Source organism: Kitasatospora sp. NPDC042419, assembly GCF_056437345.1.
Genome location: NZ_JBWKAW010000022.1, coordinates 13,990 through 39,543, shown reverse-complemented (window position 1 = coordinate 39,543; position 25,554 = coordinate 13,990). Strand labels below are relative to the sequence as shown.

23 protein-coding genes are annotated in these 25,554 nt (G+C 72.5%); 16 read left to right on the top strand and 7 right to left on the bottom strand.

Annotation, left to right across the window (positions count from 1 at the left end):
• The first annotated feature begins 40 nt into the window (after positions 1-40).
• Positions 41-508 (top strand): hypothetical protein, encoded by a 468-nt coding sequence (locus AC067J_RS31370; protein WP_478304931.1) that lies wholly within the window; start codon positions 41-43, stop codon positions 506-508.
• 70 nt (positions 509-578) lie between these two features.
• Here the strand turns inward: AC067J_RS31370 and AC067J_RS31365 are convergent, their stop codons facing one another.
• Together AC067J_RS31365 and AC067J_RS31360 are read right to left on the bottom strand one after the other, a co-directional pair.
• Positions 579-1,298 carry an ABC transporter permease gene (locus tag AC067J_RS31365; protein ID WP_478305096.1) on the bottom strand — a complete coding sequence of 240 codons (720 nt, stop codon included), beginning with the start codon at positions 1,296-1,298 and terminating at the stop codon, positions 579-581.
• A gap of 47 nt (positions 1,299-1,345) precedes the next feature.
• Positions 1,346-2,272, bottom strand: a complete 927-nt coding sequence (locus AC067J_RS31360) for an ABC transporter ATP-binding protein (protein WP_478304930.1) — start codon at positions 2,270-2,272, stop codon at positions 1,346-1,348.
• Between the two features lie 311 nt (positions 2,273-2,583).
• Here AC067J_RS31360 and AC067J_RS31355 point away from each other — a divergent pair, with 311 nt between their 5' ends.
• The 9 genes from AC067J_RS31355 to AC067J_RS31315 all read left to right on the top strand — a co-directional run bounded on the left by AC067J_RS31355 (position 2,584) and on the right by AC067J_RS31315 (position 10,192).
• Positions 2,584-3,429 carry a helix-turn-helix transcriptional regulator gene (locus tag AC067J_RS31355; RefSeq protein ID WP_478304928.1) on the top strand — a complete coding sequence of 282 codons (846 nt, stop codon included), beginning with the start codon at positions 2,584-2,586 and terminating at the stop codon, positions 3,427-3,429.
• Between the two features lie 9 nt (positions 3,430-3,438).
• The gene (sufB, locus tag AC067J_RS31350) at positions 3,439-4,854 is read left to right on the top strand and encodes a Fe-S cluster assembly protein SufB (protein WP_478304926.1); all 1,416 of its coding nucleotides are present in this window, start codon (positions 3,439-3,441) and stop codon (positions 4,852-4,854) included.
• Positions 4,855-4,912: 58 nt separating this feature from the next.
• The gene (gene sufD / locus AC067J_RS31345; RefSeq protein ID WP_478304925.1) at positions 4,913-6,145 is read left to right on the top strand and encodes a Fe-S cluster assembly protein SufD; all 1,233 of its coding nucleotides are present in this window, start codon (positions 4,913-4,915) and stop codon (positions 6,143-6,145) included.
• 4 nt (positions 6,146-6,149) lie between these two features.
• Positions 6,150-6,467 carry a bifunctional 3-phenylpropionate/cinnamic acid dioxygenase ferredoxin subunit gene (locus tag AC067J_RS31340; RefSeq protein ID WP_478304923.1) on the top strand — a complete coding sequence of 106 codons (318 nt, stop codon included), beginning with the start codon at positions 6,150-6,152 and terminating at the stop codon, positions 6,465-6,467.
• Between the two features lie 6 nt (positions 6,468-6,473).
• Complete coding sequence (gene sufC, locus AC067J_RS31335; protein ID WP_478304921.1) at positions 6,474-7,238, top strand: Fe-S cluster assembly ATPase SufC; 765 nt, start codon at positions 6,474-6,476, stop codon at positions 7,236-7,238.
• A gap of 23 nt (positions 7,239-7,261) precedes the next feature.
• Entirely contained in the window at positions 7,262-8,509 is a 1,248-nt protein-coding gene (locus tag AC067J_RS31330) for a cysteine desulfurase (protein ID WP_478305094.1), read from the top strand.
• A gap of 19 nt (positions 8,510-8,528) precedes the next feature.
• Positions 8,529-8,984, top strand: coding sequence for a Fe-S cluster assembly sulfur transfer protein SufU (gene sufU, locus AC067J_RS31325; RefSeq protein WP_327681703.1), 456 nt, complete (start codon positions 8,529-8,531; stop codon positions 8,982-8,984).
• A 20-nt stretch (positions 8,985-9,004) separates the two neighbouring features.
• Positions 9,005-9,409 carry a metal-sulfur cluster assembly factor gene (locus AC067J_RS31320; protein WP_478304919.1) on the top strand — a complete coding sequence of 135 codons (405 nt, stop codon included), beginning with the start codon at positions 9,005-9,007 and terminating at the stop codon, positions 9,407-9,409.
• 123 nt (positions 9,410-9,532) lie between these two features.
• Positions 9,533-10,192, top strand: coding sequence for a Uma2 family endonuclease (locus AC067J_RS31315; protein WP_478304917.1), 660 nt, complete (start codon positions 9,533-9,535; stop codon positions 10,190-10,192).
• A gap of 70 nt (positions 10,193-10,262) precedes the next feature.
• Here the strand turns inward: AC067J_RS31315 and AC067J_RS31310 are convergent, their stop codons facing one another.
• On the bottom strand, positions 10,263-11,594 hold the full coding sequence (locus tag AC067J_RS31310; RefSeq protein WP_478304915.1) for an MFS transporter: 1,332 nt from the start codon (positions 11,592-11,594) through the stop codon (positions 10,263-10,265).
• A gap of 358 nt (positions 11,595-11,952) precedes the next feature.
• On the opposite strand from AC067J_RS31310, the gene AC067J_RS31305 reads away from it, so the two are divergent.
• Entirely contained in the window at positions 11,953-13,635 is a 1,683-nt protein-coding gene (locus AC067J_RS31305) for a hypothetical protein (RefSeq protein ID WP_478304913.1), read from the top strand.
• 151 nt (positions 13,636-13,786) lie between these two features.
• On the opposite strand, the gene AC067J_RS31300 is transcribed toward AC067J_RS31305, so the two are convergent.
• Positions 13,787-14,230, bottom strand: coding sequence for a VOC family protein (locus tag AC067J_RS31300; protein WP_478304911.1), 444 nt, complete (start codon positions 14,228-14,230; stop codon positions 13,787-13,789).
• 182 nt (positions 14,231-14,412) lie between these two features.
• Here AC067J_RS31300 and AC067J_RS31295 point away from each other — a divergent pair, with 182 nt between their 5' ends.
• Entirely contained in the window at positions 14,413-15,789 is a 1,377-nt protein-coding gene (locus AC067J_RS31295; protein ID WP_478304909.1) for a hypothetical protein, read from the top strand.
• A gap of 216 nt (positions 15,790-16,005) precedes the next feature.
• On the top strand, positions 16,006-17,487 hold the full coding sequence (locus AC067J_RS31290) for an alkaline phosphatase PhoX (RefSeq protein WP_478304907.1): 1,482 nt from the start codon (positions 16,006-16,008) through the stop codon (positions 17,485-17,487).
• Positions 17,488-17,618: 131 nt separating this feature from the next.
• On the opposite strand, the gene AC067J_RS31285 is transcribed toward AC067J_RS31290, so the two are convergent.
• On the bottom strand, positions 17,619-19,220 hold the full coding sequence (locus AC067J_RS31285) for a PucR family transcriptional regulator (protein WP_478304905.1): 1,602 nt from the start codon (positions 19,218-19,220) through the stop codon (positions 17,619-17,621).
• Positions 19,221-19,498: 278 nt separating this feature from the next.
• Between AC067J_RS31285 and pruA the strand changes: the two genes are divergently transcribed.
• Together pruA and AC067J_RS31275 are read left to right on the top strand one after the other, a co-directional pair.
• Positions 19,499-21,127 (top strand): L-glutamate gamma-semialdehyde dehydrogenase, encoded by a 1,629-nt coding sequence (gene pruA, locus AC067J_RS31280; RefSeq protein WP_478304903.1) that lies wholly within the window; start codon positions 19,499-19,501, stop codon positions 21,125-21,127.
• A gap of 183 nt (positions 21,128-21,310) precedes the next feature.
• Positions 21,311-22,240 (top strand): proline dehydrogenase family protein, encoded by a 930-nt coding sequence (locus AC067J_RS31275; RefSeq protein WP_478304901.1) that lies wholly within the window; start codon positions 21,311-21,313, stop codon positions 22,238-22,240.
• A gap of 135 nt (positions 22,241-22,375) precedes the next feature.
• On the opposite strand, the gene AC067J_RS31270 is transcribed toward AC067J_RS31275, so the two are convergent.
• Positions 22,376-22,969 carry a Uma2 family endonuclease gene (locus AC067J_RS31270; protein ID WP_478304899.1) on the bottom strand — a complete coding sequence of 198 codons (594 nt, stop codon included), beginning with the start codon at positions 22,967-22,969 and terminating at the stop codon, positions 22,376-22,378.
• A gap of 146 nt (positions 22,970-23,115) precedes the next feature.
• Here AC067J_RS31270 and AC067J_RS31265 point away from each other — a divergent pair, with 146 nt between their 5' ends.
• A complete protein-coding gene (locus AC067J_RS31265) occupies positions 23,116-23,811 on the top strand; it encodes an RraA family protein (protein WP_478304897.1) in 696 nt (231 codons plus the stop codon).
• Positions 23,812-24,010: 199 nt separating this feature from the next.
• On the opposite strand, the gene AC067J_RS31260 is transcribed toward AC067J_RS31265, so the two are convergent.
• Positions 24,011-25,261 carry a TerD family protein gene (locus AC067J_RS31260; RefSeq protein ID WP_478305092.1) on the bottom strand — a complete coding sequence of 417 codons (1,251 nt, stop codon included), beginning with the start codon at positions 25,259-25,261 and terminating at the stop codon, positions 24,011-24,013.
• Positions 25,262-25,554 lie beyond the last annotated feature (293 nt).

Sequence of the window (25,554 nt, the reverse complement as noted above, 5' to 3'; positions counted from 1 at the left end):
ATCCCTCTCACGGCCCGGATGGGTGGCCGTCACAGCTGTGATGGCGACCTCGATGCTCGCTCTGACTGCCTGTGGGGTGGAAACCATTCCGGAGCGAAGGAAGCCTACGATCACGCTGGATCAGGCCAAGGCCCAGGCCGACGACTACCTGGCGGAGATCCTGGCGAAGCTCCCCGTCAAGCCGCTTTCAAGCCAGTCGGGCGAATTCCTCGATTCCTATTGCGAATCCAATGATGTGGGCCCGCGCGGTAGGAAGCAGACCTCGCGCAGATACGGATTCGGGGCCGTTCCGATGGCGACCAGGACGGAAGCCGCTGCTGCCTTTCGTACTCTTTTGATGGGGAAGGGCTTCGAGATGGCCCCGGAGGCCACCTTTGACTGGGTGAAGCTGAAGAACCCCCAGGACAAGTTCGTCGCTGTCCTCAACGGAGTATCGGACGAAAGCCACGATCTCTCGCTGAACGTCAGTACGCCCTGTGTCTGGCCGAATGGGACGCCCTCGCCCTGAGGTGGGGGGTGTGAATGGCGGCGGCCCCCGGTTCGTTCGAACCGGGGGCCGCCGGGGTGTGCGGGAGGGGTTACTCCCAGCGGAAGAAGCGGGCGGCGGCGGCCAGGGCGAGGGCGGACCAGGCGGTCAGGATGCCGAGGTCGGCCCAGGGGACGCCGGCGCCGGTCTGGAGGACGGACCGCAGGCCGTCGGAGAGGGCGGCGATGGGGAGGAGCTCCAGGACGGACTGCACCGCCGAGGGGAACTTCGACAGCGGCACGATCACGCCGCCCGCGAGCAGCAGCAGGATGAAGACCAGGTTGGCCGCCGCGAGCGTCGCCTCCGCCTTCAGGGTGCCGGCCATCAGCAGGCCGAGGCCGGAGAAGGCGGCGGTGCCGAGGAACAGGAGGGCGGCCACGGTGAGCGGGTTGCCGTGCGGCGACCAGCCGAGGGCGAGTGCGATCACCGACAGCAGCGCCACCTGGAGCGCCTCGGTGACCAGGACGCAGCCGGTCTTGGCGGTGAGCAGCGCCCAGCGCGGCAGTGGGCTGGCGCCGAGCCGCTTCAGCACCCCGTACCGGCGCTCGAACCCGGTGGCGATGGCCTGCCCGGTGAAGGCGGTGGACATCACGGCGAGGGCGAGCAGGCCCGGCGCGAGGAAGTCGACCCGCTTGCCGGGGCCCTCGACGGCGACGATGTCGACGGCGGAGAAGAGGACGAGCAGCACGGTCGGGATGATGACGGTGAGCAGCAGCTGTTCGCCGTTGCGCAGCAGCATCTTCGTCTCGAACGCGGTCTGGGCGAGCAGCATCCGGCCGACGGGGGCCGCGCCGGGCTGGGGGGAGTAGTCGGTGGTCGTCACGCGCGGAGGTCCCGTCCGGTGAGGTCGAGGAAGACGTCTTCGAGGCTGCGGCGCTGTACGGCGAGCCGTTCGGGCAGGATGCCGGAGGCCGCGCACCAGCCGGTGACGGTGGCCAGCAGGCGGGGGTCGACGGGCGCCTCGATGCGGTAGCTGCCGGGGGTGGTCTCGGCGGCGGTGGCGCCCTCGGGCAGTTCCTTGAGGAGTGTGGCGAGGTCGAGCCCGGGTGGGCCGTCGAAGCGCAGGCTCGACTCGGCGCCGTCGCGGCAGAGCTCGTCCGGGCTGCCCTCGGTGATGACCTTGCCGCGGTCGACGATGGCGACCCGGTCGGCGAGCTGTTCGGCCTCGTCCATGTGGTGGGTGGTGACGACGACGGTGACGCCGTCCCGGCGCAGGTCGCGGACCAGTTCCCAGGTGGCGCGGCGGGCCTGCGGGTCGAGGCCGGCGGTGGGCTCGTCCAGGAAGACCAGTTCGGGGCGGCCGACCACGGCCATGGCGAGGGCGAGCCGCTGCTGCTGGCCGCCGGAGAGCCGACGGTAGGTGGTGCGGCCGCAGGAGCCGAGGCCGAGGCGTTCGACCAGGGCGTCGACGTCCAGGGGGTGGGCGTGCAGCTTGGCGGTGTGCCGGAGCATCTCGACGGCGCGCGCGCCCGCGTACACGCCGCCCGACTGCAGCATCACGCCGATCCGGGGCCGCAGTGCGGCGCCCTCGGTGACCGGGTCGAGGCCGAGGACGCGGACGGTGCCGGCGTCGGGGCGGCGGTAGCCCTCGCAGGTCTCGACGGTGGTGGTCTTGCCGGCGCCGTTGGGACCGAGGACGGCGGTGACGGTGCCGCGCGCGATGGCGAGGTCGAGACCGTCCACCGCGGTCTTCTCGCCGTAGCGCTTGACCAGCCCGGTGATCTGGACCGCGGGTTCGGAATGCATACCGGCGAGTCTAAGAGGAGTGAACAGCGCGGCCGGACGGGAGGCCGGACGGAGGGCCGGGTCGAGCCCGGCCCGGGAGGGGGAGGGGCCGGTGGAGGGTGCGGAAGGGGCATGGCGGAGGATTGGATTCCGGATCGACGGGCCGCCGGATCGGGGGCCGCGACGGCCGGAGTGACCGGCGGAACGGAACCCCCGGTGATCGTTTCCGCAGGTCAGGTAAGGCTTACCTGCGTGACAGATGCCACGGGTGAGGCCTGGATCACGGCTTGTCCTGCCGGAAGGAATTACGCAACACTGGTGTTGTGAAAAACATGCGCGAGCACCCCGCACAGCAGGAGGCCGAGTCGGCCCCCGGCTGTGCCGTGCCCGCGACGGCGGCCGAGGTGCTGCTGGACGGCCACCGGGCCACCCGGGACCGGGTCGCCCGGTCGATCCTCGACCACGGCCCCTCCTCCGCCGCCGACCTGGCGAACCGGCTCGGTCTGACCACCGCAGCCGTCCGCCGTCACCTGGACGGCCTCACCGCCGCCGGCCTGGTCGACGCCCGCGAGCAGCGGGTGTACGGCAGCCGGGGCCGGGGCCGCCCCGCCAAGGTCTTCGCCCTCACCGACGCCGGCCGGGACGCCTTCTACCAGGCGTACGACCAGCTCGCCGCCGACGCCCTGCGCTGGATCTCCGACGCGGTGGGCGGCGGCGCGGCGGGCGAGGAGGCGGTCGCCGCCTTCGCGCGCGCCCGGTTCGGGCGGCAGGCCGAGAAGTACCTGGAGACCCTCGGTTCCGCCGAGGCGGGGGAGCGCACCGAGGCCCTCGCCCAGGCGCTGAGCGCCGACGGGTACGCTGCCACGGTGCGGCGGGTCCCGTCCGCCGCGGCGCAGGCCCCGGCCGGCGCCCAGCTCTGCCAGCACCACTGCCCGGTCGCGCACATCGCCGAGCAGTTCCCGCAGCTCTGCGAGGCGGAGACCGAGGTCTTCTCCCAACTGCTGGGCACCCATGTGCAACGGCTGGCCACCATCGCCCACGGCGACGGGGTCTGCACCACCTATGTGCCGGCACCCGGTGCCGCATCGTCGTCCGCCCTGCGCGCCGCCGCGGGCCGGGGCACCGATGCCGCGCCGACTGCCGGTACGTCCACCGAAGATTCAGCGTCCGCGCGTTAGGAAGCTCGCATGACTGACACCGTTTCGCACCCGGAGCTCGAAGGCCTGGGCACCTACGAGTACGGCTGGGCCGACCCGGACACCGCGGGTGCCGAGGCCAAGCGCGGGCTCAGCGAGGACGTCGTCCGCGACATCTCCGCGAAGAAGAACGAGTCCGAGTGGATGCTGAACCTGCGGCTCAAGGGCCTCAAGCTGTTCGGCAAGAAGCCCATGCCGACCTGGGGCTCCGACCTGACCGGCATCGACTTCGACAACATCAAGTACTTCGTCCGCTCCACCGAGAAGCAGGCCGAGTCCTGGGAGGACCTGCCCGCCGACATCAAGGCGACGTACGACAAGCTCGGCATCCCGGAGGCGGAGAAGCAGCGGCTGGTCGCCGGCGTCGCCGCCCAGTACGAGTCCGAGGTCGTCTACCACCAGATCCGCGAGGACCTGGAGGAGCAGGGCGTCATCTTCCTGGACACCGACACCGCGCTGCGCGAGCACCCGGAGATCTTCAAGGAGTACTTCGGCACGGTCATCCCGGCCGGCGACAACAAGTTCGCCGCGCTGAACACGGCCGTCTGGTCCGGCGGGTCCTTCATCTACGTGCCGAAGGGTGTCCACGTCGACATCCCGCTCCAGGCCTACTTCCGGATCAACACCGAGAACATGGGCCAGTTCGAGCGGACGCTGATCATCGTCGACGAGGACGCCTACGTCCACTACGTCGAGGGCTGCACCGCCCCGATCTACTCCTCCGACTCGCTGCACTCCGCGGTCGTGGAGATCATCGTCAAGAAGGGCGGCCGCTGCCGCTACACGACCATCCAGAACTGGTCGAACAACGTCTACAACCTGGTCACCAAGCGCGCCGTGGCGTACGAGGGCGCGACCATGGAGTGGGTCGACGGCAACATCGGCTCCAAGGTCACCATGAAGTACCCGGCCGTCTACCTGATGGGCGAGCACGCCAAGGGCGAGACCCTGTCGATCGCCTTCGCGGGCGAGGGCCAGCACCAGGACGCCGGCGCCAAGATGGTCCACATGGCGCCCAACACCTCCTCCAACATCGTCTCCAAGTCGGTGGCGCGGGGCGGCGGCCGCACCTCCTACCGCGGCCTGATCGAGATCGGCGAGGGCTCCAAGGGCGCCAAGTCCAACGTGCTCTGCGACGCGCTGCTGGTCGACACCATCTCCCGCTCGGACACCTACCCCTACGTCGACGTCCGCGAGGACGACGTCTCCATGGGCCACGAGGCGACCGTCTCCAAGGTCAGCGAGGACCAGCTCTTCTACCTGATGAGCCGCGGCATGACCGAGTTCGAGGCCATGGCGATGATCGTCCGCGGCTTCGTCGAGCCGATCGCCCGCGAGCTGCCGATGGAGTACGCGCTGGAGCTGAACCGGCTGATCGAGCTGCAGATGGAGGGCTCCGTCGGCTGACCCGCCGGCCGCCCCGCCGTCCATCGACACTTTGAGGAAGAGAGCACAACGAACAGCCATGGCTGACGTCAACACCCCCACCGGCTCCACCACCGCCGGTTCGATCGAGGTCGGCACGGCCGGCGCGGGCGCCCAGCTCGCCGGCCCCGGCACCGGCCGCGCCACCGTCAAGCAGCCGATCGACGCGCGCGTCGCGGTCAAGCCGTCCTTCGACGTCGCGGACTTCCCGGTGCCGACCGGCCGCGAGGAGGACTGGCGCTTCACCCCGCTGCACCGCCTCGGCGGGCTCCACGACGGCACCGCCGCCGAGGGCGAGCAGGGCGAGGACAAGGTCGAACTGAGCCTGCCGGACGGCGTCACCGCCGAGACCGTCGGCCGTGACGACGCCCGGCTCGGCAAGGCCGGCAAGCCGGTCGACCGGGTCGCCGCGCAGGCGTACAGCGCCTTCGAGCAGGCGCTCGTGGTCACCGTCCCCAAGGAGACGGTGCTCACCGAGCCGGTCAAGATCGACGTGCACGGCGAGGGCGGCACCCGCTTCGCCCACGTGGTGGTCGACGTCAAGCCGTTCGCCGAGGCCGTCGTGGTGATCAACCACACCGGCACCGGCACCCGCGCGGCCAACGTCGAGCTGCTGGTCGGCGACGGCGCCAAGCTCACCTTCGTCTCGGTCCAGGACTGGGAGCGGGACGCGGTGCACGCCGCCCAGCAGACCGCGCTGGTCGGCCGCGACGCCTCGCTGAAGTCCGTCGTCATCACCTTCGGCGGCGACGTGGTCCGCATCCACCCGCGGGTCTCCTACGCCGCGCCCGGCGGCGAGGCCGAGCTGTTCGGCCTCTACTTCGCCGACGCCGGCCAGCACCTGGAGCACCGTCTGGTCATCGACCACGACACCCCGCACTGCCGCTCCAACGTGGTCTACAAGGGCGCGCTGCAGGGCCAGGACGCGCACGCCGTCTGGGTCGGCGACGTGCTGATCCGCGCCGCCGCCGAGGGCACCGACACCTACGAGCTCAACCGCAACCTGGTGCTCACCGACGGCGCCCGGGTCGACTCCATCCCGAACCTGGAGATCGAGACCGGCGAGATCGTCGGCGCCGGCCACGCCTCCGCCACCGGCCGCTTCGACGACGAGCAGCTGTTCTACCTGCAGGCCCGCGGCATCCCGGCCGACGAGGCCCGCCGCCTGGTGGTCCGGGGCTTCTTCGCCGAGCTGGTCCAGCAGATCGGCGTCGCCGAGATCCAGGACCAGCTGATGGAGAAGATCGAGGCCGAGCTGGAAGCGGCGGTCTGACCCGATGAGCTTCCTTCGCGCCTGCGCGCTGAGCGAGCTGGCTGAGGACGAGCCCAAGCGCGTCGACCTCAACGGCGTCCCGGTCGCCGTCGTCCGCACCGACGAGGGGGTGTTCGCGGTCAACGACATCTGCTCGCACGCGAACGTCTCGCTCTCCGAGGGCGAGGTCGAGGACTGCATGATCGAATGCTGGCTGCACGGCTCCAGCTTCGACCTGCGCACCGGCAAGCCCTCCGGCCTGCCCGCCACCAAGCCGGTCGCTGTCTACCCCGTAAAGATCGAAGGGGACGATGTGCTCGTCTCCGTCAACCAGGAGTCCTGAGTACCCATGGCAACGCTTGAAATCCGCGACCTGCACGTCTCCGTCGAGGCCGAGAACGGTCCCCGCGAGATCCTCAAGGGCGTCGACCTGACCGTGAAGCAGGGCGAGACCCACGCCATCATGGGTCCGAACGGCTCCGGCAAGTCCACCCTCGCCTACTCCCTGGCGGGTCACCCGAAGTACACCGTCACCGGCGGCAGCGTGCTGCTGGACGGCGAGGACGTCCTGGAGATGTCCGTCGACGAGCGCGCCCGGGCCGGCGTCTTCCTGGCCATGCAGTACCCGGTCGAGGTCCCCGGCGTCTCGGTCTCCAACTTCCTGCGCACCGCCGCCACCGCGGTCCGCGGCGAGGCCCCCAAGCTGCGCCTGTGGGTCAAGGAGGTCAAGGAGGCGATGGCCGCCCTCCAGATGGACCCGGCCTTCGCCGAGCGCAACGTCAACGAGGGCTTCTCCGGCGGTGAGAAGAAGCGCCACGAGATCCTCCAGCTGGAGCTCCTCAAGCCGAAGATCGCGATCCTCGACGAGACCGACTCCGGCCTCGACGTCGACGCGCTGCGGGTCGTCTCCGAGGGCATCAACCGGGTCCGCTCGACCGGCGAGGTCGGCACCCTGCTGGTCACCCACTACACCCGCATCCTGCGGTACATCAAGCCCGACCACGTCCACGTCTTCGCGGCCGGTCGCATCGTCGAGTCCGGTGGTGCCGAGCTGGCCGACAAGCTGGAGGCGGAGGGCTACGAGTCCTACGTGAAGGGCGGCGCTTCCGAGTGACCCATACGCACGAGTCGGCGGTCCTGACGGGCCTGCTCGACACCGACGCGATCCGCAAGGACTTCCCCGTCCTGCAGCGCCTGCTGCACGACGGCAAGCCGCTGGTCTACCTCGACAACGCCGCCACCTCGCAGAAGCCCCGCCAGGTGCTCGACGCGCTGAACGCCTACTACGAGCGCCACAACGCCAACGTCCACCGCGGCGTGCACGTGCTCGCCGAGGAGGCCACGGCGCTGTACGAGGGCGCCCGTGACAAGGTCGCGGCGTTCGTCAACGCGCCGAGCCGCAACGAGGTCGTCTTCACCAAGAACGCCTCCGAGTCGCTCAACCTGGTCGCCAACATGCTGGCCTGGGCGGAGGAGCCCTACCGGGTCGACGCCGACTCCGAGATCGTCATCACGGAGATGGAGCACCACTCCAACATCGTCCCGTGGCAGCTGCTCGCGCAGCGCAGCGGCGCGAAGCTGAAGTGGTTCGGGCTGACCGACGAGGGCCGGCTCGACCTGTCGAACATCGACGAGCTGATCACCGAGAAGACCAAGGTCGTCTCGGTGACCCTGGTCTCCAATCTGCTCGGCACCGTCAACCCGGTCGAGACCATCGTCCGCAAGGCGCAGTCGGTCGGCGCGCTCGTCGTCATCGACGCCTCGCAGGCCGCGCCGCACATGGTGCTGGACGTGCAGGCGCTGGAGGCCGACTTCGTCGCCTTCACCGGCCACAAGATGCTCGCCCCGACCGGCATCGGCGTGCTCTGGGGCCGCCAGGAGCTGCTGGAGGACCTCCCGCCGTTCCTCGGCGGCGGCGAGATGATCGAGACCGTCACCATGGGCTCGTCCACCTACGCCCCGGCGCCGCACAAGTTCGAGGCCGGCACCCCGCCGATCGCCCAGGCGGTCGGGCTCGGCGCGGCCATCGACTACCTGTCGAACATCGGCATGGAGAAGATCGCCGCCCACGAGCACGCGATCACCGAGTACGCGGTCGGGCGGCTGCTGGAGGTCCCGGACCTGCGGATCATCGGCCCGCGCACGGCCGTCGACCGCGGCGCGGCGATCTCGTTCACGCTGGGTGACATCCACCCGCACGACGTGGGCCAGGTCCTCGACGAGCAGGGCATCGCCGTGCGCGTCGGCCACCACTGCGCGCGGCCGGTCTGCCTGCGGTACGGAATTCCGGCGACCACGCGGGCGTCGTTCTACCTGTACTCGACGCCGGGCGAGGTCGACGCCCTGATCGACGGCCTCCACCACGTCCGGAACTTCTTCGGCTGACGGGACGGGGCACGCGATCATGAAGCTCGACTCGATGTACCAGGACATCATCCTGGACCACTACCGCAACCCCCACGGCAAGGGGCTGCGCGACGGTGACGCCGAGGTGCACCACGTCAACCCCACCTGCGGGGACGAGATCACCCTGCGGGTGCGGCTCGACGGCGCCACGGTCGCCGACGTCTCGTACGAGTCGCAGGGCTGCTCGATCAGCCAGGCCAGCGCCTCGGTGCTGAACGACCTGGTGGTCGGCAAGACCGTCGGCGAGGCGCAGGCGGTCCAGGAGGCCTTCCTGGAGCTGATGCAGAGCAAGGGCCAGGGCGAGGGCGACGAGGAGGTGCTGGAGGACGCGGTCGCGTTCGCCGGCGTCTCCAAGTACCCGGCCCGGGTCAAGTGCGCCCTGCTCAGCTGGATGGCCTGGAAGGACGCCACCGCCAAGGCCCTGGCCGAGCACCCCGCCGTCACCACCGACTGAACCGCAGAGGAGGACAGACCATGAGTGACACCGACACCACCGACACCGACACCGGTGCCGCGGCCTCCCCCGCTGCGGAGGAGGGTCCGACCGTCATCGTCGGCACCACCGCCGGCACCGTCTCCGTCGAGGACCTGACGGAGGCCCTGATGGACGTCGTCGACCCCGAACTGGGCATCGACGTCGTCAACCTGGGCCTGATCTACGGCATCCACATCGACGAGTCCGACGTGGCCACCATCGACATGACGCTCACCTCGGCGGCCTGCCCGCTGACCGACGTCATCGAGGACCAGGCCAAGACCGCCACCGACGGCCTCGTCCAGGACCTGCGCATCAACTGGGTCTGGATGCCGCCGTGGGGCCCCGACAAGATCACCCCCGACGGCCGCGACCAGCTCCGCGCCCTCGGCTTCAACGTCTGACGGACGCCACCCGTCAACCCGCTGCCGCGCGAATCTCCCCTTCGGGGGAATTGTTCGCGCGGCAGTGGTATATCTGCCAGCGTGCGGCGAGGCTGGAGCCGCGACCTCGGAGGGAGCGATGTCATGTCGGTAGTTGCGTTCGCGCAGTTGCTTCTGCCTGACTCGCCGTACGCCATGTGGGTCCGGGGAGAACTCGGTGAGTACCTCCGGCTCCCGGACGACGGCACGCGGGTGGAAGTGGTCGGAGGGGAGATCGTCGTGTCACCGGCGCCGGTATACGCCCATGGGGGGATCCTCTCGGACATCCAGCGCGGCTTCGAGAGGGCGTGGTTCCTGGAAGCCGCATTCTCCTGGCGGGCCGTGCAGGGGATCAATCTGGACCTGATCGAGGTCGGGGACGGCTATGTCCCCGACATGGTGGTCGTGCACAAGGACGTCGACGCCGAGAAGCGTGCGGACGACGTGCTGAACCTCCACCCCCACGAACTCCAGCTGGTGGTCGAGGTGACCTCTGCGTCCAACGCCGGCCAGGACCGTCGTCCCATGTTCGGGCGCCAGGTCAGATCCACCAAGTGGAACGGCTACGCGCGCACCGGTGTGCCGTACTACCTGCTGGTGGACCGCGACCCTCGGCAGCCCGGTGTCACCCTGTTCGGCGAGCCGAACAAGGCCGAGGCGACGTACGAGGTCCTCGGCGAGTGGAAGTTCGGGGAGTCCGTCCGACTGCCGGAGCCCTTCGCCGTCGAGATCGGGACCGATGCCTGGAAGCCCTGGAGCGCGTAGCCGGGGCGGAACGCCGCTGCCCGGGACGGATACTCCGTCCCGGGCAGCGGCGTTCCGGCGTTCGTGCGGGTCAGGCGTGCCTGGGCTTGCGGGCCACGGCGACGGCCAGGGCGGCGCAGAGGGCGGCGGCGAGGAGGACGAAGCCGCTGGTGGCCGGGAGCAGGCCGTAGGCCTGGACGAGGGCGCCCACACCCACGATGGGGAGGGACGAGCCGAGGTAGACGATGACCCAGAGCGAGGAGAGCTCGGAGCCCCGGCGTTCGGGGTTCATCGCGGCGACGGCGGACGTGAAGAGCGAGCGGAACGCGATGCCCTGGCAGGCGCCGCCGAGGACGCTGCCGATGAAGAGCAGCGCGGGGGTGCCGGTGTACTGGGCGGTGACGACCAGGCCGAGGCCGGTGGCCAGGCCGGTCATGCCGAGGGCTATCACCAGGCGGTCGGCGGTGGGCGGGACGAGCAGCTGGGCGACGGCCGAGGAGCCGAGCAGCAGGGCCGCGACGACGGCGCCGGTGAGGCGGGAGTCGGTGTGCAGCAGCTTGGCCGAGAAGGCCGGGGCCAGGCTCAGGTAGACGCCGAAGACCGCGTACGAGATGAAGCCGGCCGAGGAGGCCAGCAGGAACTCGCGGCGGCCGGTGACCGGCAGGGCGAGGCGCTGCGGGCGCAGGTGGGCCGGGGTGGTGATGCGCGGCGGGGAGGCCGGCGGGCGGTTGCGGCCGGGCATCCGGGGGTGGACCAGGGCGAGCGGCACGCACAGCGCCAGCAGGGCGATCGCGTGCAGCAGGAACGGGGTCAGCAGCGGGTCGGAGCCGCCGGCCAGCAGGGCGCCGACCACCGGGCCGATCGCCACGCCGCCCGCCGAACAGGCCAGGGTGAGCTTGGCGGCCAGGGTGGGGTGGTCGGGCAGCAGGTCGCCGAGGGCGGCACCGGCGGCGCCCGTGGACAGGCCGACCGCGATGCCCTGGACGGCGCGGCCGGCGGCGAGCTGCCAGAAGCTGCCGGAGGTCGCGAAGACGACGTCCCCCGCGGCGGCCAGGCCCACGGCGGGCAGGATGAGCGCCCGCCGGCCGAGGTGGTCCGACCAGTGGCCGACCGCGGCGAGCACCGGGACCAGCGCGAACACGTAGATCGTGAACAGGACGGTGGTGTCCAGAGCGGTCAGCGAGAGGCGCTGCTGGAGCAGCGGGTAGATCGGGGTGGCCAGGTTGGCACCGATCAGCATGAAGAGGAGGGCGGCGGCGACGAGGCCGACGCGGACGCCGCGCAGCGCGTTCCAGCGGCTGATCGCGGCGAGCCGGAGCTGGGCGCGGGGTGCGAGCTCCAGGGGAAGCAGGGCCTCCGACAGTCGGCGTCCGTCGAGCTGCGCGGTGCGCAGGCCGGAGCCGGCGGGGGAGAGGTCCGCCATGGCAGGGGTCTCCTGTGGCCGGGCGCCACCGGGGTCGGCGGGGTATGCCGGCGCGCCCGTCCTTGGGCGCTGTGGTGGTGGCCTCGGTGCGGGGGCTCCCTGGTGGAGCGGGTGAGCTGAAGTGGGTCCGTCCCGCCGGGTGGCGGGCGAGGAGCGTGGGCTTCGTTGCCCGTCGGCGCGCGCGGGGTGTGCGCGGTACCGATTCGAAGGATAAGGGGTGGGCGCGCACTCGCGGCGCGCGCCCCTTGAGGCCGGGCATCGGGCGTGCGCGGCCTATACGCTGAGGTGATGGACCGGTACGCGGAGCTGATTCCGCGAGGCCGGCGGGCTGACCTCGGCGTAGGGAGAACGCGCAACGATGGCCGCACGACGTCGTAAGAACGCCGGAACCTCGGCGGCGGGCACGCCGGGCGAGGGCGCGGTGCTGCCCGCCGACCTGGAGCTGCAGGATCTGTACGGGGCGTTCGCCGCACACGGGCTGGACGACGACGACCTGGACGACGCGGCCGTGCTGGTGCCGCCGGTGGCACTGCCGTCCGAGGCCGAGCTGGCCGCCCAGGCGAAGGCCGTCCCGATGTTCGGGTGGGCCCTGGCGCTGGCCCGCTGGACGGCCCCGCACCGTCCGGTGGACGAGTTCGGCGACCTCACCGGCCCGGACCGGGCGCCGGCCGCCCGGCTGCTCGGCCTCGCCCCGGAGGAGGGGGACGTGCCGGAGGAGGCCGTGGTCGAGGCGATGCGCGCCTGGTCGCTCGCCTGTGACCTCGACCTGATCGAGATCGGCACCACGGCGGCCGGCGAGCACGTGGCCGTCCCGGGGCCGGACCTGGAGCCGGCCGAGGAGGGGGACCCGGAGACCGTCCTGGAGCTGTGGCTGACCGCGGCCGGGATCGTCCGTGAGCTGGCCGTGGAGGCCGACTCGCTGCCCGAGGAGCCGTCCGGGCCGGCCGGGGCCCCGGCGGAGGCCGCGGAGGCTGCGGAGGCCGCGGAGGGGCAGGCGGGCGGGGAGGACGAGGAGGACGAGGACGGGCTCAGCGAGGTCGAGGACGCCCGCGACGAGGCCGCCGAGCTGCTCGACGAGGCGCTCCAGGTCCTGTACGAGACCACCGCCTTCGCCGAGCCGGGCAGTGAGACCGTGCCGCTCGGTGTGCTGGCCGCGCTGCTGGTGGTGCCGGAGGGCGAGGAGCCGAGCGAGGAGCTGCTCGGCGACATCACCGATGTGATGGTCTCCCTGGACCCGATGCTCGCCGACCTGGCCGAGCTGGGCCTGCTGGACTACCGGCCGATCGACCCGGAGCTCTTCGACGAGGAGGAGGCCGAGGGCGCCGCGGAACCGGCGGCCGACGGCGGCACCGAGGAGCCGCTGGACGAGGCGGAGTCCGCCCGCTTCGGGCTGGTCCGGCTCACCCCGCTGGGCCAGTACGGCATCCGGCAGTGGCTGCTGGAGGACGGCTACGACGCGCCGCTGATCGGCGACCTGGCCCGGGGCGACGCCGCCGGGCTGCTCCGCGGGATCAGCGAGGCCGCCAACGTGCTGCCCGACGAGGAGCTGCGGGTCTGGGTCACCGGTCGGGAGCCGCTGGAGGCGGCGCGCGAGCTGCTCGCGGCGGCGCGCGGTCACGACGCGTACGCCCCGATGCGCCGGATGCTCTGCCACTCGGCGCTGACCATGCTCGGCGGGCCCGCCGAGCCGGCCGTCCGGGAGGTGCTGGACGACCCGGAGCTGGGCGGCGGGGCGCGGGCCTGGCTGGTGTCGCTCGGAGCGGCCGACGTGCCCGCGCCGGAGCGGGCGATGGCGCTGTGGACGGTGATCGACGCGTTCGCGGCCCAGCTGCTCGACTCCGGCGGCGATCCCGAGCAGCTGCGCGAGCTGATCGAGGACCTGCCGGTGACCGACAACCCGGCGAGCTACTTCGGCGAGCTGTGGCGGGTCGACCACCCCTACACGGCGGACGTGCTGGAGGCGGTCGGCGAGCTGCACCTGGACCGGACGGTCGCCAAGGAGGCCCGCAAGGCGGCGTTCAAGGCGCGGTCGAAGGGCTGAGCCGGTCGGAGCCGTGCCGGTCGTAGCCGTGCTGTCGGGCCCGTGCCGCTGAGCCCGACGGCGCGGGCCGGGAGCGGGCAGCCGGGTGCCGGGAGCGCGGCGCCCGGGGCGCGGGGCACCGGGGGAGGCGGGGGGCCGGGCCGGGCGGGCCTCAGGGCAGGTCCAGCGAGCCGTCCGCCGTGAACGGGAAGAACGGGTTGTGGGCCAGCTCCCAGAGGTGGCCGTCCGGGTCCTCGAAGTAGCCGGAGTAGCCGCCCCAGCTGGTCGGCGCCGGCGGCTTCACCACCGTCGCGCCGGCCGCCACCGCCGTCTCCAGGGCGGCGTCCACCTGCGCGGGCGACTCCAGGTTCACCGCGAGGGTGACGCCCCGGAACGAGGGCTCGCCGCCGGCCGGCACGCCCGCGTCGGCGGCCAGCTCGTCGTGCGGGAAGAGGCCGAGCACCGAGTCGGCGGTGCGGAACCAGACGATCTCCGGGCTGGAGACGGAGGAGCGGCGCCACCCCAGCGCCTCGTAGAATCGGGCGCTCTCGTCGAGGTCGGTCACCCCGAGGGTGACGATGCTGATCCGGGCCGGGAACTCCGTGGTTGCTGTCATACCGGCCAGCGTACGAAGGGGGACCGACAGCCGGCCGCTCGGACACGGCCGCCGGTTCGCCCGTTCCGTTTGCCGGGCCGATCCGCGCGGTGCGGCAAAGGGCCTGATGACCCGGTAGGTCGGGCCACGTATCGTTGCCCGCAGTCGACGGGCACGGCGAGGACCAGGGGGTGCGGCGCGGGATGACGCGGGCGAGCGGTGGCGGGCGGGACGGCCGGTACGGGGACGGCGCGGGAACGGTTGACCGGTTCGACCGCCCGCACGGATGCCACGGCGACGACCTGGAGGAATGCCTGGCCGCGCAGGAGGAGTTCGCCCGCCGCACCCTCGCCTCGACCTCCTTCCCCGTGTACGGCGTCGCGCCCGTGCTCGGGATGGACGGCGCCGCGCTGGTCGCGTTCGAGGCGGGCGGGGCCGACGGCGACGGGTTCGGAGCGGCCGGCGGTGCGGGGTTCGGCGGTGCGGGGGTCGGCGGCGGTGCGGGGTTCGGCCCGGCCGGGGCCGGGACGGCCGGGTTCGGCCCGGCCGGGTTCGGTGGGCCCGGGTTCGCCGGCGTCGGGACGGTCGCCGGTCCGGGCTGGATCGAGGTCGGCTCCGGCGACTGGGGCTCCCCCGACGGCCCGTACGTCACCGTGCGCACCCACCGGCCCGGCGCCGAGCGGCTCGGGCCGCTGCCCGAGCTGGACGACGTGGTCGAGGACGAGCGCGACCGCGTCTACGAGCAGCTCGGCGTGGACGAGGGCGACGCGCCCGGCCGGGTCCGGGCGCTGCGCGAGTGGATCACCGTGGACGGCGAGCCGCGCGCGGTCGAGGTGCACGAGGACCGGCGCGGCCTCTGGGCCGGCGCGGCGCTGCCCGGCTGCTGTCCGATCAGCGGCGCCGAGCCGGTCTGGGCCGGCCGGCTCCGGGTGGACGGACTGACCGTCACCGTCTGCGGCCGGGGGGTGCCGCCCGGCGGCGTCGAGCTGACCCGGATCGGGGACCACGAGCGGTACCTGCGCGGACGGACGGCGATGCTGCGCGACCTGGCCGCCCGGCGCGGCCGTCACCTCCCGCTGGAGGAGCGCGAACTCGCCCTGGTCACCGGGCTGGAGGCGCACCGGGCGGTGATCGCGCACAGCATCAGCGAGGCCGCCGCCGTCGAGGCGCGGGTACGGGCCGGGCGGGTGCCCCGGCCCGCCCGCGGGGCGCGCGCCGAGGCGGGTGCGCTGCGCTGGGAGGCGGCGGTGCGTCAGCAGATGCGGCTCGCCTCGGAGACCAGGGAGGAGGCGCTGGCGGCGGTGGCGGCGATGGTCGAACAGCTCAACCGGCTGTCCCAGCTGACCCACTGGGTGGTGGGGACGCCGGAGGGGGACGCCGCGGTCGAGGAGGTCATCCGCCACACGGTGTTCGCCAGCGAGGTGCCGAGCCTGCCGGCGCAGCGGGCCTGGGAACAGGTCCGGCGCGGCCGGGCGGGCCGGGGCCGGACGGGGCGCGGCGAGGGCGACGAGCACCGCCTCTGCGAGCAGCTGTGGCTGGCCTCCTGGGAGCAGTGGCGGGCGGTCCGGACCGGCCGCTGATCCCCCGTTTGCCCGTCCGACCTGCGGCTCGCGGGCAGGGGGCGGATCATGAGTTCGAATACGGTCGGCAAATGAACACCCTGACGAGGCATCCGCTTCACCGTGTGTTCACCGAACGGGCGGAGTCTGCTGGGCGTCGGGACCAGCCTCGACACCTCGCACGCCACGAACCGGGCGCAGTCCCGGTCGGCGGCCCACCCCTCAGGAGTGACTGCCATGTCGCTGTCCCGCCGGGACTTCGTCAACCGTTCCACCGTCGTCGGGGCCGGTGTCCTGATCGCCGGCAGCGCTGAGGCGCTGGCCAGCGCGCCCGGCGCGATCGCCGCCCCGGCCGGTGGCGAGGCGCCGGTCGCCGCCGCCGCCGAGGCCGAGCGGCTGGCCGTCGGCTACGGCCCGCTGGTCGCGGACCCGGAGGGCCTGCTCGCGCTGCCCAAGGGCTTCAAGTACAAGGTCGTCAACCGGACCGGCGTCACCAAGCTGCGCACCGGCGAGTTCACCCCGAGCAACCACGACGGCACCGCGGCGTTCGAGGACGAGCGCGGCGGCAACCTGCTGGTCGTCAACCACGAGCTGTCCGGCGGCCGCGCCAACTGGCCGAACCCGGTCCCGCTGATCGAGGGCCACGTCTACGACCCGGGCGCGGCCGGCGGCTGCACCATCGTGCACGCCAAGGCCAACGGCAAGGTCGAGCAGTGGGTCGGCATCGCCGGCACCTCCACCAACTGCGCCGGTGGCGTCAGCCCGTGGGGCACCTGGCTGTCCGGCGAGGAGACCGAGGACAAGGCCGGCAAGAACGGCCTGACCAAGGACCACGGCTACATCTTCGAGGTCGACCCGTTCGACGACGACTACAACCGCGACCCGCAGCCGGTGAAGGCCTTCGGCCGGTTCGCCCACGAGGCCGTCGTCGTCGACCCGAAGCGCGCCCACGTCTACCTGACCGAGGACGCCTCGAACCCCAACGGCCTGCTGTTCCGCTGGACCCCGCCGGCCGGCTTCAAGCACGGCCGCTACCAGCTGCGCAAGCTGGCCGCCGACGCCGGTCTGCTGGAGGCCTTCAAGGTCTTCGACGCCCAGGGCAAGTTCGTCGACGACCTCTCCCGCGCCACCGCGGTCGGCACCACCTACGGCGTGGACTGGGTCAAGGTCGAGGACCGCGACGCCCGCACCGTCTCGATCCGCAAGCAGTTCAAGGACGGCGAGGTCACCCGCGCCCGCAAGCTGGAGGGCATGTGGTGGGGTGACGGCGGCTTCTACTTCGTCTCCAGCTTCGCCCGCTCCGAGAGCCCGGTGCAGCACGACGGCCAGGTCTGGTTCTACAACCCGGCCCGCCGCACCATCACCCTGAAGGTGCTGCTGGGCGTCAACTCCGACGTCTTCGGCGACCACGACAACTACGACGGCCCGGACAACATCACCGTCTCGCCCTACGGCGGCATCGTGATCGCCGAGGACGGCGAGGGCGTGTCGCACCTGTTCGGCGCCACCGAGGACGGGCTGACCTACCCGATCGCCCGCAACGACCTGAACATCGGCACCGCCACGAAGCCCGAGTTCAGCGAGTTCACCGGCGTGACCTTCTCGGACGACGGCAAGACCCTCTTCGCCAACATCCAGGTCCCGGGCATCCAGCTGGCCATCACCGGCCCGTGGCACCGGCTGAACGAGCACAAGCGCGGCCAGGGCTACGGCGCCTGAACCGACCGCAGGTGAGTGACGGGGGCCCGCTTCGGCGGGCCCCTTTCGCGTGGGGCCGCCGCGGCCGCCGCGGCCGTCGGGGCCGCCGGGGCCGCCGGGCGGCAGCGCCCGCTGGGAGGGGTCTGCCGGGCCTACGGCTCGGCGGGGAGCCGCAGCTGGAGCATGGCCAGCAGCCGCTGCTGCGGCTGGGACAGGTCGATGCCGGTCAGCTGCTCGGCCCGGCGGACCCGGTACCGCAGCGTGTTGGGGTGGATGTGCAGGGCGTCCGCCGCGACCCTGACCTCGCCCAGCGCGTCCAGCCAGGCCAGCACCGACTCGGCGAGCCGGGTGCCGTGCCGGCGGTCGTACGCGGCGAGCGCGGTCAGCCGCGGGTCGCGCAGCCCGCCCCGCTCCTGGAGCAGCGCCAGCACCTCGCTGACCAGCACCTCCGCCTGCACGTCGATCAGCGCCGCGACCTCCAGGTCCACCCCGCCGCGGCCCATCGCGTCCAGGATCCGGTCCGCCTGCGCCCGCGAGTCGGGCACCTGGGGGAGGCCGTCCACGGTCGACCCGATCGCCGCCCGCAGCGGCACGCCCAGGTGGTCCCGGGCCGCCTCGACCACCTCCTGCGCCCAGCCGCGCACCGTCGCCATCGGCAGGTTGGCCGGAAGCTCGGGCAGCAGCACGTACACCCGGGACTCGATCGGTGCGAGCAGCGCGGTCCGGTGCCGGGCCGCCGTGTGCACCGAGATCAGGCCGGTCACCTCCGCCCGGGTCAGCTCCTCGGTGGAGCCCGCGCTGTACGCCAGCACGGTGGCCGGGCGGCGCAGGTCCAGCCCCAGATGGGTGGCGAGCGACTGCGCACCGGTGGAGCCCTCCAGCAGGCCGGTGAGCAGCGTCCTGGTCAGCCGGACGTCCGCCGACAGCTCCCGCCGCCGACGCACCAGCTGCGCCGCCGCCACCCGGGCCGCGCCGACCAGCGCCTGCTCGGCCAGCGGCGCGAGCGCCTGGGAGCCCTCCTGCACCCAGATGGTGCCGAGCGGCTGCGCACCGGCCCGGATGCCGATCGCCAGCCGGCGGCGCAGGCCCAGCTCCGGGTGCGGGTCGACCGCGATCGCCGTGTCCGAGGTGCGCAGGTGCTGGAAGACGCCCCACTCGCGGAGCTTGGACAGGTACGGCTCGGGGCCCTGCCAGCCGAGGATGGAGAGCCGGCGCAGGTCGTCCACCTCGTCCGAGTCGGAGGAGCGCGAGTAGGCGAGCACCCGGCTGGAGGTGTCCTCGATCGAGACGATGCCGTTGGTGAGCACGGCGACCGTCTGGGCCAGCGAGAAGAGGTCGCCGGCGTTGTGCTCGGCGGTGCCCGGCGAGTCCGGGGTGTCCGGTCCGGCGATGATCGCGCGGGCGAGCGAGTCGAGGTGCTCCCAGCGGGTCTCCCGGCGGACCGAGAGCAGGGCCACGCCCGCCTCGGTGGCCGCCTCGCGCAGGGCGTCGGCCTGCCCGGGGGCGTCCAGCTTGACGGCCACGGCGGCGGCGCCCGACCGGCCGGCCGCGCGCAGCGCCGGGAGGGCGGCCCGGCCCCGGGCGCCGATGGCGAGCACCAGTTCGCCGGCGGCGGCGGTGGGAGGGTCCTCCGGGTCGAGGATCGCCACGTCGCGGACCGCGACGTCCAGCCCGTGCGGGGCGGCCTGGAGCTCGACCAGCGGCTCGCCGAGCGACATCAGCAGCTGGCGGAGCGGGAGGCCCGGGGTGGTCATCGGTCCTCCTCCTTCGGGCGCCGGCGGCACCTCGGCGGTGCGGTGCGGGTGCGGTGTGGTGCGGCGGTGTAGTGCGGTGCGGGTTGCGGTCCCGGGTGCGCCGTGCCGCAGAGGGGTGCGATCGGCCGACTGTTCATCCGGTCGGACAACGCCGTGCGAATGATTTTAGCCGCCAGGCCAATCAAGCGGGCCCCGGTGCGGGAATAGCGTTCGTCCTGTGGCCGTCGTGCGATCCGCGCCGGCATCCCCCTGCATGACATGAAGGAGAGCGTGCGCTCATGGACGCTGTGACCCAGGTCCCCGCGCCGGTGAACGAGCCGGTCCACAGCTACGCCCCGGGCAGCCCGGAACGGGCCCGTCTGGAGGCCAAGCTGAAGGAGCTGGGCGGCCAGGAGCCGGTCCAGCTGACCATGACGATCAACGGTGAGCGCCGCATGGGCGCCGGCGCCGAGATCCACGTCGTCCAGCCGCACAACCACGCGGCGAGGCTCGGCACCCTGCGCAACGCCACCCAGGCGGACGCGCAGGACGCCATCGATGCTGCCCTGGCCGCTGCCCCGGCCTGGCAGGCGCTCTCCTTCGACTCCCGCGCCGCGATCTTCCTGCGCGCCGCCGACCTGCTGGCCGGCCCCTGGCGCGAGACCCTGGCCGCCGCCACCATGCTCGGCCAGTCCAAGACCGCGCAGCAGGCCGAGATCGACACCCCCTGCGAGCTGGTCGACTTCCTGCGCTTCAACGTGCACTTCGCCCGCCAGATCCTGGCCGAGCAGCCGATCTCCTCGGACGGCGTGTGGAACCGCAGCGACCACCGCGCGCTGGAGGGCTTCGTCTACGCGATCACCCCGTTCAACTTCACCGCCATCGCCGGCAACCTGCCGACCGCGCCGGCGCTGATGGGCAACGTGGTGCTCTGGAAGCCGTCGCCGACCCAGCAGTTCTCCGCGCACCTGCTGATGCAGCTGCTGGAGGCGGCCGGCCTGCCCAAGGGCGTCATCAACATGGTCACCGGCGACGGTCTGGCCGTCTCCGAGGTCGCGCTGAAGCACCCGGCGCTGGCCGGCATCCACTTCACCGGCTCCACCGCCACCTTCCAGCACCTGTGGCGCGAGGTCGGCAACAACATCTCCGGCTACCGCACCTACCCGCGGATCGTCGGCGAGACCGGCGGCAAGGACTTCCTGGTCGCCCACCCGTCCGCCGACAAGGCCGTCCTGAAGACCGCGATGACCCGCGGCGCCTTCGAGTTCCAGGGCCAGAAGTGTTCGGCGCTCTCGCGCGCCTACGTCCCCGCGTCCATCTGGGCCGAGCTGAAGGACGAGTTCCGCGACGAGGTCGACGGCCTCACCATGGGTGACGTCAACGACCTGTCGAACTTCATGTCCGCCGTCATCGACGACCGCGCCTTCGCCAAGAACAAGGCCGCGATCGACCGCGCCCAGGCCGACCCGCAGGTCGAGGTCCTGGCCGGCGGCACGTACGACGACAGCGTGGGCTACTTCGTCCGGCCGACCGTGCTGGTCTGCCAGGACCCGGCCTCGGAGTACTTCCGCGACGAGTACTTCGGCCCGATCCTCGCCGTGCACGTCTACGAGGACGACGAGTACGACGCGATGCTGACCCAGATGGAGTCGGTGTCGGCCTACGGCCTGACCGGCGCGATCATCGCCCAGGACCGCGAGGCCGTCCAGCACGCGATGCTCAAGCTGCGCAACGCGGCCGGCAACTTCTACATCAACGACAAGCCGACCGGCGCGGTCGTCGGCCAGCAGCCGTTCGGCGGCGCCCGTGCCTCGGGCACCAACGACAAGGCCGGCGCCAAGCAGAACCTGACCCGCTGGACCTCGACCCGCTCGGTCAAGGAGACGTTCGTCCCGCCGACGGACTACCGCTACCCGCACATGGGCTGAGTACCCCCCCGGACCCTTCGGTCCCGTGACGCCCGGTCCCGCAACCGGGCGTCCCTCGGGCGGCGGACCCCGCCCACCCGTCGCCCGCCGCCACCCTTCTCGGGTCGCGCTGCGCGCGGCACCCCTCTTCGTCCGCCGCCCGCTTTTCTGCCACCCTTAGAAGCACCAGTTCCAGGAGTCACGATGCTCCGTTCCGCCCTCCTCGCGGCCTCCCGCTCCCCCCAGGTCCGCACCGTCGTCGAGAAGTTCCCGCCGACCCACGCGATAGTCGAGCGCTTCGTCGCCGGCGAGGCCCTCGACGACGCCGTCACCGCCTGCGACGACCTGGTCGCCACCGGCCGCAAGGTCACCCTGGACCACCTCGGCGAGGACACCCAGGACGCGGCCCAGGCCGCCGGCACCGCCGAGGCCTACGAGCACCTGCTCGCGGCGCTCAAGGAGACCGGCCTGGCCGCCGGCGCCGAGGTCTCGGTCAAGCTCTCGGCCGTCGGCCAGTTCCTCCCGGTGGACGGCGAGAAGATCGCCCTGGAGAACGCCCGCCGCATCTGCGAGGCCGCCGCCGACGCCGGCACCACGGTGACCCTCGACATGGAGGACCACACCACCACCGACTCCACCCTCTCCATCGCGCGCGAGCTGCGGGCCGACTACCCGTGGCTGGGCGTCGTCCTCCAGGCCTACCTGCGCCGCACCGAGGCCGACTGCCGCGAGTTCGCCGGCGCCGGTTCCCGGGTGCGCCTCTGCAAGGGCGCCTACAAGGAGCCCGAGTCGGTCGCCTTCCAGGGCAAGCACGAGGTCGACCTCGCGTACGTCCGCGCGCTCAAGGTCCTGATGGCCGGCGAGGGCTACCCGATGATCGCCTCGCACGACCCCAACATGATCAAGATCGCCGGCCAGCTGGCCCAGTGGAACGGCCGCAAGCGGGACTCCTTCGAGTACCAGATGCTGTTCGGCATCCGCCCCGAGGAGCAGCTGCGCCTCGCCGGCGAGGGCAACACCATGCGCGTGTACCTCCCGTACGGCCAGGAGTGGTACGGCTACTTCATGCGCCGTCTCGCGGAGCGCCCGGCCAACCTGACGTTCTTCCTGCGCGCCATGGCGACCCGCGGCTGACGTCCGCCGCCGTCCGCCACCGAGGACACGGCCCGCACCCCCGATGCGCGGAGGGGTGCGGGCCGTTCTCGTGCGCCGGTCCTCCGGGGCGGCCTGGGGTCCTCCGGGATGGGAGGGGGCCGGAGGAGGGCGGGCTCAGAGGAAGGGCTTGGTGTCCAGCTCGAAGCCGAAGGGCTCGGGGAGCGCGAGCGGCTCGCCGAAGGCGGCCAGGTGGACCTCGGTGTACTCGTCGCGACGGGGGGCGCCGAAGAGGCTGACCTGCGACCGCTCGCGGTCGATCAGGAGGTAGAGCGGGATCCCGGCGCGGGCGTAGCAGTGGCGCTTGGCGATCCGGTCCTGATTCGGCTTGGTGGACGTCACCTCGGCGACCATGGCCACGCCGTCGGGCTCCATCCAGGACGGGGCGCCGCGGAAGAGGCGGAGCTCCATCGGGGCGAAGGTCGCGTCGGGGATGACGTGGTTCTTCGGGCAGAGACCGCCGCTCACCAAGCGGAGGCCCTTGGTGCCGGCCACCTGCATGCGCAGCTTGGACAGCCGCGCGACCTGGTCGATCAAGAGCCCGATGTGGTCCTCGTGATCGCCGTCCGGGGGTGGTGCCACGATGATCTCTCCCTCGATGAGCTCGGCCCGGAAGCCTTCGGGGGAGTGCAGGCTCAGGAAGCCCTCCAGCAGGATGTCCTCCTGCGACAGGGAACCCGTGATCGGTTGCTCATGCGCCACAGCACTCATGATGCCCCTCCTTCAGATGTGAGTCACGCTAGTGGCGGGTTCGGGGAGGCTATGCCGTACGCGATGGTTTTTCACCCGATGGTGTGAGGGGGCTGCGCGTAGGATCTCTCTGCTGGTGAACTGGGCTGCTGGTGGGAGGAGTTGGCATGGTGGTGAAGCGGTTCGCGGAGCTGTCGACGCCGTTGGTGGCGGACGCGTGCGTGCGGCTCGGGGTGGAGCTGCGGGCGGCTCCTGCCGGGGTGGGCGCGGTGGTCGCGGGGAGCCGGGTCGCCGGACGGGTGCTGCCGGTGCGGCACTACGGGAGCGTGGACGTGTTCCTGGAGGCGTACGGCTCGGCACAGCCCGGGGACGTGCTGGTGATCGACAACGGCGGCCGGGTCGACGAGGCGTGCGTCGGCGACCTCGCCGTGCTGGAGGCGCAGGCCGCCGGGGTGGCCGGACTGGTGGTGTGGGGGCTGCACCGGGACACCCCGGAGCTGGTGGAGATCGGGCTGCCGGTGTTCAGCTACGGCAGCCTGCCGCTGGGCCCGCTGCGGCTGGACGAGCGCGAGCCGGAGGCCCTGGTCACGGCCCGGTTCGGCCCGCACCTGGTGAGCGCCGGGGACGTGGTGTTCGCGGACGCGGACGGCGTGCTGTTCGTCCCGGCCGAGCGGCTGGACGAGGTGCTGGAGACCGCCGCCGGGATCGCCCGCACCGAGCGCGCCCAGGCGGAGCGGATCCGCACCGGCGACACGCTGCGCCGGCAGACCTCGTTCGCCGAGTACCTGGAGCGCCGGGCCGTGGACCCGGCGTACAGCTTCCGGCAGCACCTGCGGCGGGTCGGCGGGGCGATCGAGGAGTAGGCGCGAGCGAGGAGTGGGCGCGGTCGAGGAGTGGGCGCGAGCGAGGGGTCGGCGCGGTCGAGAGGTCGGCGCGCGCGGGGGCAAGAGGCCTGAGGCGCACGGGAGTTCGGAGGGCCCGGCCGTTCCCCTGTGCGGGGGAGCGGCCGGGCCCTCGACCGGTGTCCGTTCCGGGTCCGTTCCGGTGTCGGTGCCAGTGCGGTCAGAGCATCGAGGCGGCGGGCTTGACCATCGCGCGGGCGGTCTTGGCGTCGACGTACTCGCTGATCGCGGTCATCACCCACTCGCCCGAGTACTGGCGGACCAGCTTGCACATCACCACGCCGGTGCGAGCCTCGGACTGGGTGAGGTCGAAGCGGACCAGTTCCTGGTTGGACGACGCGTCGACCAGGCGGCAGTAGGCGTTCTTGACGTCGGTGAACTTCTGGCCGGAGAAGGAGTTCACGACGAACACCAGGCCGCAGACCTCCGGCGGCAGGCCGTTGAGGTGGACGGTGATCGACTCGTCGTCGCCGCCGCCCTCGCCGGTCAGGTTGTCGCCGGAGTGGGTGATGGAGCCGTTGAAGATGCCCAGCTTCATGAACCAGGCGGTGTCCAGCTTCTCGCGCTTCGCGTCGAAGGCGATGCAGGAGGCGTCGAGGTCGATGTTGCGGCCACGCCCGGCGGGCTCCCAGCCGAGGCCCATCCGGACCGAGGAGAGGAAGGGCTTGCCGTTCTTCTCCAGCGAGACCGAACCGCCCTTGGTGAGGCTGACCCGGCCCTTGTCCAGGGTGACCTTGGTGAAGGACGGCGCGGCGGGAGGCGCCGGGGGAGCGGGCGGGGCGGCCTGCGGCATCGGCGGGGCGGAGGCCATCGCGACCCGGGGGTCGACGGGCGCCGCGGGCGGCGCCGGCGGCGCTGCGACGGGCGGTGCGACCGGGGCCGGGGCCGGAGTCGCGGCTGCCGCCGCGGGGGCGGGCTGGTCGTCGACGCTCACACCGAAGTCGGTGGCGATGCCGGCCAGGCCGTCGGCGTACCCCTGGCCGACCGCGCGGACCTTCCAGGCGCCGTTGCGCTGGTAGACCTCGACCACGACCAGCGCGGTCTCCCGGCTGAGCGGCGGCGGGGTGAAGGTGACCAGCACCTCGCCGCTGGCGCTGTCCCGGACGGTCGCGGTCGGCTCGATGCCCGCGAAGGTGGCGCCGGCCTCGTCGGGGCTGGCGGTCACCACGATCTTGGTGATGCCCGCCGGGACGGCAGCGGTGTCGATGGTGATGGCGTCCGGAGTGCCGGCGGAGGCCGGGCGGTGGGTCACGCCGGGCCCGTTCGGGGCGTTGTAGAAGACGAAGTCGGCGTCCGAGCGGACCTTTCCGGCATCGGTCAGCAGCAGGCCCGAGACGTCCAGCGCCTTGGGTGCGGTGACCTCGACGGTCACCCGCGCGGCGGTCAGCGGGGCGTTGCCGCCTTGGGTCAGGACCGTGGACACGAACTCCTCCTGGGATGCGGTGGTGCGGGGCCGGCCCCTGCGCGGGGCGGCTGTGCCGACTGGCGACCACAGTAACGAACGAGGCGGCCGAGAAGAGCCCGAACGGGCGCTGACCTGTCGGGTTGCCGGGTGCTTCGCGGTCGGGCCGGTGGACCCTCGGCGGGGCGGCGAGCCGGTCGGTCGGTGGGCCGGCGGGCCGGCGGGCCGGTGGGCCGGTGGGCTGTGAGCGGTCGGGGCTTGGGCCGGTGGGCTCGGGCCTCTGGGCCGGCGGGCCGGTGAGG